General features: G+C 38.8%; 16 protein-coding genes. All 16 read right to left on the reverse strand.

Annotated elements, in window-relative coordinates; genetic code table 11:
- Positions 1–31 precede the first annotated feature (31 nt).
- Positions 32–238, reverse strand: coding sequence for a hypothetical protein (locus ACFO5Y_RS10250; protein WP_380706594.1), 207 nt, complete (start codon positions 236–238; stop codon positions 32–34).
- A 250-nt stretch (positions 239–488) separates the two neighbouring features.
- Positions 489–1,457 carry a nuclease-related domain-containing protein gene (locus tag ACFO5Y_RS10255; RefSeq protein WP_197104618.1) on the reverse strand — a complete coding sequence of 323 codons (969 nt, stop codon included), beginning with the start codon at positions 1,455–1,457 and terminating at the stop codon, positions 489–491.
- A gap of 309 nt (positions 1,458–1,766) precedes the next feature.
- Positions 1,767–2,297: an acyl-CoA thioesterase gene (locus tag ACFO5Y_RS10260; protein ID WP_231606893.1), complete on the reverse strand. Its 531-nt coding sequence runs from the start codon at positions 2,295–2,297 to the stop codon at positions 1,767–1,769.
- A complete protein-coding gene (rbsK, locus tag ACFO5Y_RS10265) occupies positions 2,273–3,184 on the reverse strand; it encodes a ribokinase (RefSeq protein ID WP_197104617.1) in 912 nt (303 codons plus the stop codon). The genes ACFO5Y_RS10260 and rbsK overlap by 25 nt, the downstream gene beginning before the upstream one ends.
- A gap of 345 nt (positions 3,185–3,529) precedes the next feature.
- On the reverse strand, positions 3,530–4,180 hold the full coding sequence (locus ACFO5Y_RS10270; protein WP_209494350.1) for a YoaK family protein: 651 nt from the start codon (positions 4,178–4,180) through the stop codon (positions 3,530–3,532).
- Positions 4,181–4,794: 614 nt separating this feature from the next.
- Positions 4,795–5,163, reverse strand: coding sequence for an iron chaperone (locus ACFO5Y_RS10275; protein WP_197104615.1), 369 nt, complete (start codon positions 5,161–5,163; stop codon positions 4,795–4,797).
- Positions 5,164–5,320: 157 nt separating this feature from the next.
- The gene (locus ACFO5Y_RS10280) at positions 5,321–6,802 is read right to left on the reverse strand and encodes a carbon starvation CstA family protein (protein ID WP_197104614.1); all 1,482 of its coding nucleotides are present in this window, start codon (positions 6,800–6,802) and stop codon (positions 5,321–5,323) included.
- A 228-nt stretch (positions 6,803–7,030) separates the two neighbouring features.
- Positions 7,031–7,972 (reverse strand): carbamate kinase, encoded by a 942-nt coding sequence (gene arcC, locus ACFO5Y_RS10285; RefSeq protein WP_197104613.1) that lies wholly within the window; start codon positions 7,970–7,972, stop codon positions 7,031–7,033.
- Between the two features lie 120 nt (positions 7,973–8,092).
- Positions 8,093–8,836, reverse strand: a complete 744-nt coding sequence (locus tag ACFO5Y_RS10290) for a LytTR family transcriptional regulator DNA-binding domain-containing protein (protein WP_197104612.1) — start codon at positions 8,834–8,836, stop codon at positions 8,093–8,095.
- Positions 8,817–10,586 carry a LytS/YhcK type 5TM receptor domain-containing protein gene (locus tag ACFO5Y_RS10295; protein ID WP_209494348.1) on the reverse strand — a complete coding sequence of 590 codons (1,770 nt, stop codon included), beginning with the start codon at positions 10,584–10,586 and terminating at the stop codon, positions 8,817–8,819. The genes ACFO5Y_RS10290 and ACFO5Y_RS10295 overlap by 20 nt, the downstream gene beginning before the upstream one ends.
- A gap of 134 nt (positions 10,587–10,720) precedes the next feature.
- Positions 10,721–11,371, reverse strand: coding sequence for an HAD family hydrolase (locus tag ACFO5Y_RS10300; RefSeq protein WP_197104611.1), 651 nt, complete (start codon positions 11,369–11,371; stop codon positions 10,721–10,723).
- Positions 11,364–12,239: an NAD(P)-dependent oxidoreductase gene (locus tag ACFO5Y_RS10305; protein WP_197104610.1), complete on the reverse strand. Its 876-nt coding sequence runs from the start codon at positions 12,237–12,239 to the stop codon at positions 11,364–11,366. Before ACFO5Y_RS10305 ends, ACFO5Y_RS10300 begins: the two co-directional genes overlap by 8 nt.
- A 122-nt stretch (positions 12,240–12,361) precedes the next feature.
- A complete protein-coding gene (locus ACFO5Y_RS10310) occupies positions 12,362–13,465 on the reverse strand; it encodes an ABC transporter ATP-binding protein (protein WP_197104609.1) in 1,104 nt (367 codons plus the stop codon).
- Position 13,466: 1 nt separating this feature from the next.
- Positions 13,467–15,512: a beta-galactosidase gene (locus tag ACFO5Y_RS10315; protein WP_197104608.1), complete on the reverse strand. Its 2,046-nt coding sequence runs from the start codon at positions 15,510–15,512 to the stop codon at positions 13,467–13,469.
- Positions 15,512–16,357, reverse strand: a complete 846-nt coding sequence (locus ACFO5Y_RS10320) for a sugar ABC transporter permease (protein WP_197104607.1) — start codon at positions 16,355–16,357, stop codon at positions 15,512–15,514. Before ACFO5Y_RS10320 ends, ACFO5Y_RS10315 begins: the two co-directional genes overlap by 1 nt.
- The gene (locus tag ACFO5Y_RS10325) at positions 16,358–17,635 is read right to left on the reverse strand and encodes a carbohydrate ABC transporter permease (RefSeq protein ID WP_197104606.1); all 1,278 of its coding nucleotides are present in this window, start codon (positions 17,633–17,635) and stop codon (positions 16,358–16,360) included.
- Positions 17,636–17,665: the final 30 nt, after the last annotated feature.

Raw genomic sequence — 17,665 nt, forward strand, 5'->3', positions numbered from 1 at the left:
CTCCTGTTACTACTGCAGGGTGGTCCCTTTTTCAACAGCAAGGTGGTCCCTTTTTCAATTGACATATACAATCGGCTTGCTTTAAAATATTTTCAACCGCAGGTGCGAGTGTCTGACCGTGCTGACGCTTGCCCAAGGTTGTGGTTGAGGCTTTTATAGTAAAATCCGTCGGCTGCTCGCCCTCAGCTAAAGCCACTGACAGCGCCTTTGTTGAAGAATCAAATGTAATGAATTTCATAATAACCTCCTTTAATCAATTTACGTGCATTCATATTATCATAATTCAGTCGCTCGTTCCATAATACGGGGTGAAATATGGGTTGGATATGAGCTTGCGGGGCGTCGTGAGATGGTTCGACGGACCGCAAATCAGTTTCCGGAGCGTCGCGAGGTGGCACGACGTACCGCATCGGCGAATACGTAGCGTCGTGCCGGCCCGCGACGCTACGCAAGTCAATTTCCGGTACGTCGCGCGGCTTCACGACGCCCTATTTTGAATAATATCTAAATTCCTCACCTTTAAAAGCAAACTCCATTCGCTTAGCTGGATTAAGATAAATTGATGCTCTTCCTTTTGAATTTAGCTCAAAATAATTCAGCAAGGTACGCTTAATAATATACTCCAGACTTGGTTCGCCGATAAATTCAGTCACCGCATTTTTCGTCAGTGGCCGATCATGATACAAGACGCCGTAATCACAAATCGTGCGCAGAACCGCTCTCTGCTTTGGTTCTTGGTGCCCGCAATTTTTACACAAAATGTGATAGCGTCTTGATTTCACATCTACTCGCCAGCTATCACAATTTTCACACAGGATACCTCTCCGCGCTAAAGCGCGCAATTTCTTGTCCATCACCTCACTGACTAAATGCCCTTCAGTTGCTTTGCTCATTAAGTACTTTGCGACTTCTTTCGGATTCATCGAGCCTCCTCGGCTATCTTCAACCACTTTTTTCAAATATGATCGCAGTTCCCACCGCATTAAATAGGGGCTGACATTTTCCTGGTCGAAAATTTTAACCGTATCGTCCTCATTGATAAACACCAGTTGCGATTCCATCGGCAAATACAGTCCATCATTTTGAATAATTTCCTCAAATATTTCTCCCGCTCGTTTGACTTGGGTAAAGAAATTGCGTGACAGTCGCTCACCTTTTCGGTACCAAAAGCCTTCTTTATAAGTATATTCGCTCAATAAATTTTTCACTTCAAATCGGTAAATCGCGTGTTCAGTAATTAAAACCGAATCAATTTGAGTAAATTTATAAGGCAATTTATAGAAAATGTCATTGAGTAATACAAAATGTTCGGGGAGATTTTCCCTCAGTATCTTAATAAAATCTAAGTGCCCTTCATAACCGACTTGTTGTCTGGCTAGTCTGTTTTTGACAGAAGTCGGTAGTTCGCATCTTTCATTTAAGCATTCATAAAATTGCAATTCAAACGGTTTGTCCATGTGTTTACCTCCAGTATATTTTTCTACTATATATACATACGTAAAAAATGGGCATTTCCATTATTTTATTTGCAGATTTTTGAAAATAATTTGGTTTGGGCTGGTTAAGGTGCGTCGTGAGCAGTCGCGACGGACCGCAAATCGGTTTCCGGAGCGTCGTGCTCAAGTACGACGTACCGTATTTGCAAATGCGGAGTGTCGTGAGTCAAAACGACGCTACGCAAGTCAATTTACGGAGTGTCGTGCCGGTTCACGACGCCCCGCAAGCAAATAAAAAAGCCAAAGCAGTTGTGCTTTGACTCTATTTTCTTATCCCCAAGGGAATTCAATTGAAATATTTTCTTGAAACTCACGATCTGCCAGGCGATCTTCTGAACGTTTCTTACGACGCTCAGCGTAACCTTTCATTATGTAGCGCTCTTCTTCAGTCTCCGCTTCAAGTTGCGGGATGTCTGGCGCATTTTCGTCCACGACCACAAATGTTAAAAAGGCTGTGGCAGCTAAATAGCGTTCGCCGGTCGCTAGATCCTCTCCGATGACTTTCGCGAAAATTTCTGCTGAGCGTTTGCCAACACCCGAGACGATCGTTTCGATGCACACCGAATTCGATACGGGTAACGGTTTAATAAAATTCAAAACATCCATCGATGCAGTTACACCAAGAGAACGCGTATGTCTTGTGAAACTAATCGCTGATACGTTATCAATCATGCGCATTAAATTTCCTCCGTAAAGCGTGTTGTGACGGTTCCCGTCGCCAGGCATAATCAAGTGCGTCTGCACCACACGTGAGTCACTTACTTTTTTAATTGTCATTATTTTTCTCCTCCAAATTTCCATTTTGTGTTAAATTCTTTATGTTCTCGCATTATTTCTAAGGTCGGCATCCCTGCTTGGGCGCCTTTTTTAGTGATTGAAAGCGAGCCAGCTAAATTCGCAAACTGCACACTCTCTTCTAAAGCCAAGCCTGAAGCTAATCCAAACGCTAGCGCCCCATTGAATGTGTCACCCGCTCCAGTTGTGTCGACCACGTCCGGCACATCAACCGCCGGAATCCACTGATGTGATTTTCCGTCGAAGAAGACCGCTCCTTCAGCTCCTAAAGTGACGATCATTTTATTAGGATATTTTTGTAAAATATTTTCCATAGTCTCCTCGGGAAATAGCACCTTGACCTCGGATTCGTTCGGAGTGAGATAGTCTACTTTAGCAATGTAAGCTTCGCTCATTTCACGTGCGGGTGCAGGGTTGAGTATAATTGGCGTATCAACTTCATTACACATATCAATTAATTGCTCGATCGTCTCTACTGGCGTTTCATTTTGAACAAGCACAATGTCAAAACTTTTCACGAGCTCTTTTGAAATGTCTTCCGGCTTGACCTCGTCATTTGCACCAGCAACGTAAATAATCGAGTTGTCTCGCTCAACTAAAGTGATGATCGCCGATCCGGAAGGCACACCGCTCACATTTTGAACTGCGTCTGTATTTATGTTTTCATTTTGTAAATTTGTCACTAAATGCTCCGCGAACTCGTCATCGCCAACTGCGCCAATCATTGATACATCGGCACCTAAACGCGCGGTCGCCACTGCTTGGTTCGCACCTTTGCCGCCAAAACTTGTTTCAAATGAATCACCAAAAACCGTCTCACCTTGCTCAGGCCGGCGACTCGCCTCTACGACAAAATCCGTGGAAATACTGCCAACTACCCCTATTCTTACCATATAAAAACCTCTCTAACTTGCATTCTATACCTATTATACCAAGTATTGCGGAAAAATATACGCCCAGTGCCTCGGAAAATAGAATATGACGACATGGTGCGGTGCATCGTGAACTCCCACGACGGTCCGAAAATGAGCTTGCGGGGCGTGGTGCTAACTCACGACACTCCGGAAACGAATTTGCGGACTGTCGAGCCAATTCACGACGCTACGGAAACGAATTTGCGGACTGTCGAGCCAACTCACGACGCTACGGAAACGAATTTGCGGACTGTCGAGCCAACTCACGACGGCCCACAACGCCAAACCCAAATAAAAAAGACCTACATTCGCAGGTCTTCCTCACTACTCCTCTTCCAAACTATCTTTAATCATCTCTTCTTTTAAGGTGAAATAATATAAGCCAATCGCAATATCAATCACGGCTGCGATCAATAGCACATTCCAATTTGTGTATAGATGAATGGCTGTCGCTGATACAGCGCCGATTAAGAAGCACAACAGATTCACAATGTGAAAGCGCAGTTTCCAGCGGTCTTCGGTTCCACCTCGGAGATTGCGTCCCAGCTCCACACCAATATCAGTCACTGTTCCAGTTAATATTGTTGTTCGAATGACCAAACCTTTATAAAAGACGAACATCCCATTTTGTAGGCCGAAACTAAAGGAAATATAAATAAGGAAATAGACTGATTGATAACCAAACCAGTTGAACAGTAATAAAATGACACCCATAATGATTAAATAATTTCCGTAATTTAATCGTGGTTGAAACCGGTCAGTTGGATAAAAATACCCTCCAACAGTTGCCCCTACTAAAAAACTGATCGACATGGAGGCCATATTTAACATCACATCATAATCTCCATGCGCAAACAGGATAGCAACTTTAGTCAAATTACCAGTATGTCCAGCAACTGATTGAGCAAACAATAAGAGCACCATCACATTCAGATAGCCGGCTATGAAGCGAAGCAGTAATATCCAAATTGCCATCTTATAATTTATCTTATGCCTTTCCATTCTGCTCTCGCTTTAGATAAAGTAACGATTGTAATTCACTGCGGCTCCCAGTAAATTCGCATCAATTCTTGGACATTGGCTCAATTTCAGATTCGCCGTTTCGGTCTAAAATCATTTTAACCCGTAAAGCGATTCCTTCGACAATATTTTCCCGCACAGAAATGCCGCCTCCGAGCGCAATTAATTCGGATTGATAATCACAGATAAATTATAAATCCCACGCAAGAAAGCTCATAAAGCCATCGTTAATTTCTAAAGCATTTGAATTACCCGCTATAGCGATTTCAAATAGTTCAAGACCGTCTTTAATCTGTGCCTCAGCTTGGTTGGCTTTATTATGTTTTTTAATTTGGGAATACGTTCATGCGGCCTTACTTAATGTTGTTTCCGAATCCATTAACATATAGCCAAATTCGCCCGCAAATAAGTTTCGCCCTCTTACAGTTGCCTATTCATTGCGACAGCTCCACCAATATCAAAAACTAATACACTCACTTCATCGGGCCTATCTTCTTGATAACACTTTTCTAAATCATTCTAAAACTGAGGCCCCTATTAGTCAATACAAAAAAGACGCCAATCCTCGTTTAGCGCCAAAATTTTGTGTAACCGGCTTTGTCTTTGAGGTTGTATTTTATCAAGGTGTCAATTAATGAAAAGGGGGTTGGATCAGTCCACTTGATGCGAATAATATTATTCGTATGGCTGAGGCCAAGGGCCTTAATCTCTTCTTTAAACTCTTTGATTGGCTTCACTTCAGGCGCTAGGGAAATATGTCCCTTCGAATGGCTAAAACCGATTATATATGTGCCCTCATTTGTAAACATTGGTTGATTCCACGCAATTCGCGTATTTAAATTTGGATAATGCTCTTTAACCCAGACTAGCATTTCAGTCAGCTTCTCTTTATGCTCAGGGTCTCCCATGGCATTCAAGTATTCTTCAAATGTTTCCACACCACCACTCCTTGATATCTCTATAGATTAAGTATACTACAATGTGCTCTGATTTAATAAGTATAACCTTTATATATGAACGAGTAATATAATGAAAAACAACCCACCAACATTAAAAAAATGTTAGTAGGTTACTTGAGTTTGTAATATATACTATCTACGCTTCCCCCGATGAGAAGGTTCCAATTGGCAAGTGGTCGTTGACGATTTCTGAGTTTTCGTCCAGAGTACTGATCTGTTTAGTTCCTGCTTTCGCTAAGTACCAAAGGATGATCACGGATACGACTAAACTGACAATATATGTCACTGGTGTTAAGCCTAGATTAAAGCCGATTGGCTCACTTATGATATACACTAGCACGGCATATAACATGAAGGCACCTGGCACTAGAGCAACAATATAGTTTCGATTTTTCAATCTTAAGTAACGTGTCGCAACAAATAATGCAATTACGGCTGTCACTTGGTTTGCCCAGTTAAAGTAGCGCCATAGTAAATTGAAGTCTACTAAAGTAAGCATGAATGATACAGCGAAAATTGGAATAGTTAACATTAAGACTTTCTTAGCTGTATCTTGTTTCACATTGATGTAGTCCGCGATAATTCCGCGTAAGCTTCGGAAAGCTGATAGACCCGATGAAATTGGAAGAACAATCACACCAAGGATGGCTAAGGTCCCAAAGACATTACCTAATAACATCACTGATACTTCGTTCACAACTGCCGATGGTGTTCCTGAATTTATTAAGGCATTTAACGTTCCTGCATCGAATAAACTCATTGAAGCCGCTGCCCAAATCATTGCGATAACACCTTCTGCAATCATCATCCCGTAGAAAATGTAACGACCTTGTGATTCTGAAGTCGTTGTACGTGATACCATCGGTGCTTGAGTTGCGTGGAATCCTGATAATGCCCCACATGAAATTGTAAAGAAAATCGCTGGGAACATTGGCACACCGTTATAGTTTTCTAAACGAATCGCTGATAAAGTTAACTCTGGCATTTGGTAATTTCCAAAGATTAATGTTAAACCAATCGCAATCGTTGAGATAATTAAGATGGCTCCAAAGTATGGATATACTTTCCCCATCGCTTTATCAATGGGTAGTAACGTTGAGATAACATAGTAAGCAAAGATCAGCAGAGTAATAATTCCAATCGTTAAGAAATCAGGTGTTAAACTACTAATTAAGTTGGCAGGCGTTGTTACGAATACCGTTCCTACTAATAGGAGTAATACAATTGAGAATAGGTTTACGATATGTTTGAAGTTTTTACCTAAGTAACGACTGGCTAACTCTGGTAAGTGAGCACCATCATTACGTAAAGAAATCATACCGATCATGTAATCGTGAACGGCTCCCCCGAAGATACAGCCGACAACAATCCATACATAAGCGATTGGCCCGTAGAGCGCTCCCATAATTGGACCAAAAATTGGCCCTGTCCCCGCAATATTTAATAATTGAATAATGGCATTTTTCGAACGAGACATTGGCACGAAATCCATGCCATCTTTTAATACTTCCGCAGGTGTTTTACGATCTGGAACAATTTGAAAGTTCTTTTCAATAAATTTTCCATAAGTAAAATACCCAATCACTAGTAAAGCAATACCACCTAATAAGGAAATCATCTTTTCCACTCCTTCTTTCTTTGTTAACTAAAATATACATTAAATAAGAAAGGATAGAGCAGTTTTGCGACCAAATGCACAAAATTTTAAATGAAATGCACATCTCACTGTATGAAGCGTTTACAATATCTATATAACAAGCCTCAAATATCTTTGAAAGCTTGCAAAAATGACCGACTCACGATGATTATTGCCTCTTGAATCCTCGTGACTCGGTCTTTCATTCAGTTAGCTTGCTGTTATTACCGTTACAGAACCGTCTCCAAAAATCGCTTCGATGTTTCCTAGCGAAGTGATGACTACTTTACTTTCTGGGCGATTTTCTACTAGTGAAATGGCTGCTTCAACTTTTGGTAACATGCTGCCTGGAGCAAATTGGTCTTGGTTGATCCACTCTTTTAGTTGATTGGCGGTGACTTCTTCTAATTTTTCTTGGTCTGGTTTGTTGTAATTAACATAGACATTATCTACACCTGTTAGAATGAATAGGTAGTCTGCTTCGACTAATTCAGCGAGTTTAGCAGAGGCGAAGTCCTTGTCGATGACTGCCTCCAGGCCAATGTACCCATGCTCGGCCTCTTTGACTGGGATACCACCGCCACCGGCTGAAATGGTAATGACGTCACTTTCGATGAGTTTCTTAATGACTGGGTATTCAACAATTGTTATAGGTTTTGGAGATGGGACGACTTTTCGGTAGCCACGTCCCGCATCCTCTACATAAATGTCTCCAGTCTCCGCAGTTAATTTATTTGCGTCTTCTTTGGAATAGAAAGGGCCGACCGGTTTAGTTGGGTTAGCGAAGGCTGGGTCGCTTTCGTCAACGACAACTTGAGTGACAACTGAAGCCACGTGTTTATTAATGCCTGCTTCAGCTAAGGCTTCATTCAAAGCTTTTTGGAGCCAATACCCGATGCTTCCTTGAGTCATCGCCACAAGGGTATCTAAAGGTAGGGCTGGATTCTCTTTTGAATCAGCGGCTACCTGTTGTAATGCTAAGTTCCCTACTTGTGGGCCATTTCCATGACTGATAATTAATTGATGACCTTGCTTGATAAGTTCGATAAGTCGCTTACTTGTATAACGTAAAGCTTCGATTTGTCCTTTGGCTGATGGATCATCCGTAAGGATTGCATTCCCACCTAAGGCTACAACAATTTTTTTACCCATAAATACCTCCGATTAATTTGTAATAAAATACTTTAACACCGACTAGTATATCATTCTCAGCCGTTACGCCATAGTATTATGAATTCTTAATTTCGGATTGTGAGCAAATACGGCCCCTCTTTAGGACAAACCAAAAACAGCTTTGAACGCTTGCATATATGACCGGCTCACAATGACTTTTGACCCATTATTCATCGTGACTTGATAATTTCGGTTGAACCAAGGCTGTATTTCTTCAACTTCATTCAAGTTAATAATATAGGCCCGATGAACTTGCATGAAGTTTTCCTCAGGTAACTTTTCCTTCATTGCTTTGAGTGACTCGCGCATACGATACTCTTTATCATGCGTTTGGATAATGACTTCGCCTTCATCGGTCGTCACCACATAAACATCATTCATTGCTACCATGACAATTCGATCCTCATCTTCAATCGGTAAATAGCGTTTGTCACGCGAAGATGCGTCAGATCTTTTATCCGGTACATTCTGAACAGACCGGTGACTCATTCGGGCTTCTATTTTCCCCATGACTTTTTGTAGTCGTTCCAAATCAAATGGCTTTAAGATATAATCCGTCGCATCCAGCTCGAATGCCCTCACCGCAAAGTCATCATGAGCCGTCGCAAAGACGACAAATGGCGGTTCCTTCATCTGTGTCACAGTTTCCATTAACTCCATGCCAGATTCATTTTGCAAATGCATGTCTAGAAAAATCACATCAATGGCTTCTTTTAAGAGCATTTGTTGGGCAGCCTTAATGTGACTCGCTTCAAAATAGTCATTCCCCGACTTTATTTCTGTCAGTAAATAACTCAATTCTTGACGAGCCAATTGCTCATCGTCAACTAAAAGAATTTTCATGATTCATCTTCTCCTCCTCTGAAAGATACGGTATTAAAGCACTCACTTTGGTTCCGTCAGACGACGATTCAATCTGGAGCTCACTTTTCGTACCATAAATACCTACTAAACGTTTATTTAAATTCTCCAACGCCGTGCCAGTCCCCTCTGCCGATTCCACAACCTCTCTCCCTAACTTTTCAATGATAGATTCTGGAATTCCATACCCATTATCTTCAACGGAGAATATTAGGTTTTCACCTTGGGGCTTTAATGCGATATGAATCTTGTTGTCCGTTTCCCGCTCTTTAAAGGCATGATGAATCGCATTCTCAACTAACACTTGCATTAGAAAAGATGGAATTAATACGTGATGCAGCGTTTCGGATATATCAAAACTGATTTCAAACTTATCTGGAAAGCGTGCTTCTTCAATTTCTAAATACGCTCTGACTTGTTCCAGTTCATTCGTCACTTGTACTAAAGTTTGGCGGTTTCCAGTTAAATTCGCACGAAAATACTGACTTAATTTAATTAATAATCGTCTCGCCTTATCAGGATCAAAGCGCATCACCGCACTAATTGTATTGATCGTATTAAAGAAGAAATGTGGATTCACTTGCCCTTGTAAAGTGCGTAGCTCCGCTTGTTTCAGCAAATGCTTTTGCGAGTCAACTTTTCCTAATTGAATTTGGGTTGAAAAGATTTCTGATAGTCCTTCAGCCCACTTCTGTTCAACCTCAGTTAATTGGTTGTCATCTGTAAAGTAGTATTTTAAAGTGCCAACAATATCATTTCCGTCATTTAAAGGCAACACGATCGCCCCTTCCAAAGGACAAGTCTCACAGTGGCAACCAATCTCCGCTCGCGTATGCGCCACCAACATCTCACCCTCCGTAATCGCTTGTCGCGATAAATCCGTCACCAAGTCTGACCCAACTCGGTGATGGTCACTTCCTGCCCCAGTAAAAGCAAGAATATCTTTCCGGTTCGTAATACTCACCGCTGACACCTTCATCGTCTTATGAATCAACTCAGCCGCTTTCTGCGCATTCTCAGGATTCAAACCACTCCCAAATAAAGGCAGAGTCTCCTTCGTCAATTGCAAGACATCTTGCGTTTGAATGGCTCTCAACCCTTCTTCGTGACGAATCGTATTCAATATAATTGATAAGAAAATACTCATCCCAACACTATTAACGAGCATCATTGGAAACATAATCACTTGCACTAAATTTGCTCCCATCGCGCGGTTCGAACTTAGAAAGTAAATACATGCCATTTGAACCAGCTCCAAAAGTACCGCCACACCTGCACCCTGAAACGGAGTTAAATAGGTTTGCTTTTTAATCGAAGCATGACCAAAGGCTCCACCAATACTTCCGATTAATATAGAAGATATTAGGTAAATATGCGGGTCCGTCCCACCTTGAAAATATCGGAAGATCCCCGACAAGACCCCGACCATCGTTCCTACTAAAGGCCCGCCAACAATTCCACTCACACCAATACTCAACACCCGCGTATTCGCAATCACAACCTCATCCGTTAATTGACCGAATAAGGGATAGAAAGATAGCTGGTCAAAAGAAATCAACACCCCAGTAATATTAGACAGAATAGCAAATGCTGAAAAAATTAAACTAAGACCGATCACCGATTTTGTTTGGCGTCGATTTAATAACATGTGTTTTAAATAATCATTGTTCATAAGAATATAAGCTAACAAAATAACAATTGCAGCTCGCTCAAACAAAATTAACGCTAGCACCGAATTTCAACTCCTTGACTCAATATAAATAAATTATATCACATTAAAAATGTGCGTGGGAGATAGGTTGATGGCGATTTCTTTGGGACGTAAAAAGCCATAAGCACTGAGGCTCATGGCTGAATTTGGTGATGTTATTTGAATAGAGCGTTTTTTACTTCGTGTAAATCATTGCACCGCTTGATTCGTTTCTCATCTTTGTCAAAAGATACTTCAGCTTCAGGCACAAAATAAACCGTTAGCTGCGCGTCCAAAGCGGATTTTAAGCCTGAAAGTGAATCTTCAACAGCAACAGCTTTATCAGCCTCCACTCCCGCCAACTCTAAGACTTTATTATAAATCTCAGGATGTGGTTTGGCGTTCTCCACTTCATCACCAAATACTTGATAAGTAAAATACTTTGAAAGATCAAATTGATCTAAAGTTGCTTTCCCTCTATCGCGATAAGAAGACGTGGCGACGGCTAAGGTAATTCCTTGTTCAAAAGCTGCTTCAAGTAATTCCAATGCACCTGGCATCAATTGCACTTCATTGTTGTTTAAAGCATTGAAGTAGTATTCTTCACGTAAGTTTCTTGCTTCTTGTACGAGGGCATCAGTGCCTAAGTAGGATTTGATATATTGATTATTGTGGTGTCTACCTTTACCGCGCATGAGTTCAAAATCTGCTACTTCTACGTTATGTCCAAAATCTTTAAGAACCGTCGCCCAACCCATTTGGTACACGGATTCACTATCAACTAAAGTTCCATCCAAATCAAATATAATTAACTCTGTCTTAGCCATTGAATTCTCCGTCCCACCATAACTTCACAATGGCTTGAGTTCCTTCATCTGAATGACCTGCCTCAGCAAGTTGCGTATATAATTTATGCGCTAATTCAGTCATCGGTAACTCCAGTTCCATTTTCTTAGATTCATCTAAAGCGATTTTTAGATCTTTAACAAAATGTTTGACGAAAAAGCCGGGCGTATAGTCATCTTGAATAATTCTTGGCCCATAGTTATCTAAGGAGCGGTTACTTGCCGCACCAGAGCCAATGGTTTTCACTATTTTATCTAATGGTAATTCGGCTGTTTTTGCGTAAGTCATCATCTCTGCTAGACCTAACATCGTCCCCGCAACCATAATTTGATTGACCGCTTTTGCGTGTTGGCCCGCTCCGTGCTCACCAAAATGCGTCACATTCGCAGCAAAGGTATCAATCACTGTTTTTGCTTTTTTAAGGTCTGCTTCATGACCACCAACTAATACAGCTAGACGACCTTCGCGGGCCCCGACATCTCCACCTGTCACAGGCGCATCTAAGACACCAACATTTAACTCTTTCCCTTTGTCTGCCAATTGAACAGCAAGAGATGGTGTACTTGTTGTCATATCAATGAATAAACTCTTTGAATGTGCTCCCGCAAACAAACCTGACTCACCGTAATAAACTTCTTCAATGTCTTTTGGATAACCAACAATTGTAATAACAAGCTCAGCAGCTTCTGCTACTTCTTTTGGTGTATCTAACCATGTTGCTCCTTGTTCAACTAAATTATTGGCTTTTGACTTTGTTCGATTAAAGACAAACAATTCATGACCTGCTTCTAGAATGTGTCCTGCCATACTTTGCCCCATGACACCTAAACCGATAAATCCAACTTTCATGTTATGCCTCCTTATGATGTGTAAAGCGCTTTAGGGTTATTATAACATTGGTGCATGGGGAATGCTTTTAATATACATACAAAGTATACAAGAAACCCCATGCAGAGGCATGGGGTTGAAAATCACTTAATTCTATTTCCAGTATCTATATCAAAGTAGTGAACTTTATTTAAATTAAATGCTAGTTCAACTGTGTCTCCCACTTTTGGTTTTTGACGCGTTGAAATTTTTGCAATTAATTCATCTTCACCTAAAGAAGTGTATAGAACTATTTCAGATCCCATTAATTCCACAACTTCAACCAATAAATTAACAGTCGATTCTTTTGATGAATCAATTATTATTTGTTCATCATGAATGTCTTCAGGACGAATTCCTAAGGTTATTTCTTTACCTTGATATCCTTGTTCATCAAGTTTCTTCTTATATGGAAGAGCTACTGGTAATTTCGACCCATTATCACTCGTTACAAATCCATCTTTATATGTTACTCGTATTAAATTCATAGCTGGCGATCCAATAAAACTTGCAACAAACGTATTGGTTGGATAATTATAGACATCTTCAGGTATACCGATTTGTTGAATCTCTCCATCGTTCATTATAACAATTCGTGTAGCAAGGGTCATAGCTTCAGATTGATCATGTGTAACATATATTGTAGTTGTCCCTAATCGATTGTGCAGTTTAGCTATTTCACTCCGCATTTGCACTCTTAATTTTGCGTCTAAGTTTGACAATGGTTCATCCATTAAAAATATATTAGCCTCTCTTACAATAACCCTTCCTAAAGCCACACGCTGTCTTTGTCCTCCCGAAAGAGCAGCTGGTTTTCGCTCCAAGAAATCGTTAAGACCCAAGATATCAGCAGCAATTTTTACTCGTGAATCTATATCATCTTTCTTATATTTTCGGAGTTCTAAACCAAATGATAAATTTTCATAAACTGTCATATGCGGGTACAGTGCATAATTCTGAAATACCATAGCTATATTTCTATCTTTTGGAGCAACATTATTCATTACTTTTCCATCAATCAATAATTCACCATCGGTAATCTCTTCTAAGCCTGCAATCATTCTTAGTGTTGTTGATTTCCCACATCCCGACGGACCAACAAATACAATAAATTCTTTATCTTCAATTGTTAAATTAAAATCTTTTACTGAATAATCCTCGGCACCTTCATACTGCTTCTTAATACCTGCTAATTTAATAGAAACCATACTATAGTTCACCTCTTAATCTGTGACGTTGCAGTACTTTAACTTCATAACCACTTAAAGTTATTGTTCCTGTTTTTTCAACATTAGAATTCAAATTTTTCATTTTTTCATTTAGATATACGTCTTTCTCTTCTTCCGAAAAATTCATTATAAAATAATAATCATAATCATCATCTGATCGTCTTTGAATAGACACTTCTTTATTTGAATTTTTGATAACCGTGTCATTAAGTCCGATTTCTTCAGCAAAATCTTTATAGAAATAATGAAGCATTTCTTTATCTGTTCGTGCCGCAATATAAAATACCTGACCATCACCATATTGATTTTTTACTATGGCCGCTTTATTCTTCAAGTAACTGCTTTGATAATTAGCAATGACTTCTGATTTATTATTTTCTATTACGCCACAATAATCTTTTACTTCAAAAGTCTGTCCTTTATATAAAAGTTGATGCCGTTGTTTTGGATATAAGATATCCATTTCTAGTAATGATGAACCTACAAGATTTTCAATTCTCTCTTGAAAATCAGTATCGTGAATTAAATCGTTTTTGTCTACAATCCCAGTCATATAGGTTAAAACTACTTTCCCACCTTGCGATACATATTTTTCAATTTGCTGTAGTATATCTTCATCCATCATGTATAACATTGGTATGATCACTAATTTATAATCCCAGTTACTTTCATCTGGCGTAATAACATCCACACTGATATCATTTTCCCAAAAATATGAATAATGATTATGAATCGTTTCAATATAATTCATATTTTTAATTGAAAAGCCTTGTATATCTTTGAGTATCCAGTCATTTTCCCAATCATACATTATTGCTACATCAGATTGATTCATAGTATGAATTATCGAATCATAGTTTGTTAATGAATGTCCTAAATCCGAGACTTCATTAAATACTCGAGTATCAGTATCTCCATTTACACCAACAACTGCACCATGGAATTTCTCTGAAGATCCTCTTGATTGATGCAATTGAAAATATAATACACTATTAGATCCGTGTGCTACATATTGATGACCACTTAAAGGATGAAATCCAGGTTTCTTAGGTCTGTTTATGTCATGCCAATTCACAAAACTTGGTGTACTTTCCATCAATAGAAATGGTTGCTTTTTTAATGAACGATACAAATCGTTAATAAACCCAACCTTCATAGCTATTTCAAAATCCTCACTCCAATCATTATGCCAAGCAGGATAACTATCCCAGGATATCACATCAATTTCTTTTGCAAATTTGCTATAGTTCAATGCTTGAAAAGGCCATAAATCTACCGTATCTGCCATAAAATTTGTTGTAACAGGGATATCAGTTGAGAATTTTTTAATTGCATTAACTTCTGTCTTGTAAAAATCAATTGTTTGCTCAGTTACAAAACGTCTCCAATCTAAATTCAATGCATGTACGCCTTGTTCTCCTATACTAGAAGGTGACTCAACTTGGTTCCAATTAGTATATCTGTGGCTCCAAAAAGTACTCCAGTATGCTTCATTAATATTTTCAAGTGTTTCATATTTATTTTTTAGCCATTGTCTAAAAGCTCTCTGACATAGGTCACAATGACATTCGCCTGAAAACTCATTTGAAATATGCCACATTACTAAACTAGGATGGTTACCATATCTTTCAGCTAGTTTTGAATCTATTTTAGTTACTCTATCCCTATAATTTGGTGATGTAAAACAGTGATTATGACGTCCTCCAAACAACATTTTTTCTCTTTTTTCATTAGTTCGTAATACGTCTGGATATTTTTGAGCTAACCAATTAGGCCTAGCTCCACTGGGCGTTCCCAAAATAACATTGATATTATTTGTCTGGGCTAACTCGAATATTCTATCCAACCAATCAAATTCAAATTTATCTTCTTCTGGCTCCAACATACTCCATGAAAACATTCCAACGGTAATTGTATTTATATTAGCTTTCTTAAAAGCTTCAAAGTCTTTTTCAATCATTTCCGGATACTTAATCCATTGCTCGGGATTATAGTCCCCTCCATGCATCATTCTATTGTTAATCATTATCCTTTTGTACCTCCAGTAGTTAATCCTGTAATAAAGTATTTTTGTAGCATTAAGAATGCGGCTGCAATCGGTATACTTATTAAAATAGCTCCCGCAGCAAATGTTGTATAACTTGCTGTCATTGGATTTGTAACAAGTTGATACAACCCTAATGGTAATGTGTAATATTGCGTGTTTCTTAATACCACAGAGGAAATAGCAAAATCACCCAATGGACCAGTAAATCCATTCATTGCTACAACAGCTAACATGGGCTTTGCTAAAGGTAACAAGATTCTTCGAAATATTGTGAACCTTGATGCTCCATCTAACATCGCATTTTCATCTAATGATACTGGAATTGTATCAAAGTAATTTTTTAGTAAGTATGTATTCATAGGCACTTGTCCACCTACATAAATTAGTATTAATAAAAAGTGGCTATTAATCATTCCCAATAACTGAGCTAAAATGTAGATAGCAATTAACGCGGAAAACTGCGGAACCATCTGTAATAGCATAAATAATAATAGACTGTTTTTCTTTCCTCTAAATCTAAATCTAGAAAATGCATATGCCGTAAATGATACAAGAGTGAGCGATAAAATCATTGTACTTAAACTTACTTTTAATGAATTCCAATACCAATTTAAATATGGTAGATTCGCCTCATTATTAAATAATTTACGATAATGATCTAATGTTGGATTTGCAGGTATAATACTTGTGCTAGAAAGACTATCACCTGGATTGAAACTTGCTCCAATCGTCCATATTAAGGGATATACAATAATCAAGATTACTATTGCTAGAATTATATATGTGATAAGTAGTTTTTTTGTCTTTGATTTACCTTGATCCATCTATACCGTCTCCTTAAAAGATTTAGTTCTTCTAAATTGCCAAAGCGCTATTGAAACTACAATGACAGAAACAAAAATTGTTAATGCTGCAGCCAAAGCATACTGACTATTTTGTGTTGTTAATTTATATATCCAGGAAACTATTATATCTGTTCCTCCGGCAGTTGAGCCCGCTACAGCAGGTCCTCCGCCATTGAATAGGTAAATAATATTGAAATTATTAAAGTTCATAGTATATTGTGTGATTATAATCGGTGACATGGCAGTCATAATAAGTGGAAATGTTATGCGTCTAAACATTTGGAAACTGCCTGCACCATCAATCACTGCTGCTTCGTATAACTCATCTGGAATAGATTGAAGTACACCTGTTGTGACTACAAAAATATATGGAAAACCTAGCCATGATTGAATCATAATTAATGCTATTCGAGTCCATAAAGGATCATTTAACCAAGGGATAGGACTCACATTTAGAAAGGCTAATAGTTGATTATTAATCGCTCCAAATGAATCATTAAATAACGCCCCAAAAATTAAAATAGTTACAAACCCAGGTACCGCCCACGGAAGTATCAGCATAGTTCGAATAAATTTCTTGAATTTCACTCCACGTTGGTGAACTAAAACTGCTAGAAATACACCGATAGCTACTTGTAATGTAGATGCTACTAATGTCCAAATAATCGTCCAACCTAAGACATTAAATAAAGTAGAACGCCATATATCGACTGTAAAAATCTTCATAAAAGTCTCAAGCCCAACCCAATCTGCTAAATTTGCTGGCGCCGAATGATATAAGTCGTAATTTGTGAATGCTACTAAAGCACTGAAAACCAATGGGAAAATAACTGAGAATATTAATAAGATAAATGCCGGGCTCGATATCAAATAAGGGTAACCAGCATCTAAAAGATTATGATAACTTTTTACAATATTTGCAGGTTCTTCGCCATTATCTCGTCGTTTCCCGTTTTCATTTGCATCTTTAAGATTTATCAGGTAAAACCCTACACCAAATCCCATTATTATAAATGCTATAATACCTTCTGCAAGTAGGAAAACAGAATTATCCCTTGGAAGTTCAGTACCTAAGGTTACAAGCCCCCAAATTCCTACTGAAACAAAATCAAATGAAACGATTACAAACGCTATGGCAAAAACTAAAAATATAATCCCTTTTACAATTTGCTTATTATAAAATTGCCCAAATCCTGGGATAATCGAAAGTAATGTTGCTGTTCTTCTATGTTTATTTGTTCTCTCCACTACAACCATCCTTTTCTCTTTCTATAAAAGAAGGGAATG

Origin of the sequence: Ruoffia tabacinasalis, assembly GCF_042652985.1 — a bacterium.
Classification (GTDB): domain Bacteria; phylum Bacillota; class Bacilli; order Lactobacillales; family Aerococcaceae; genus Ruoffia; species Ruoffia tabacinasalis.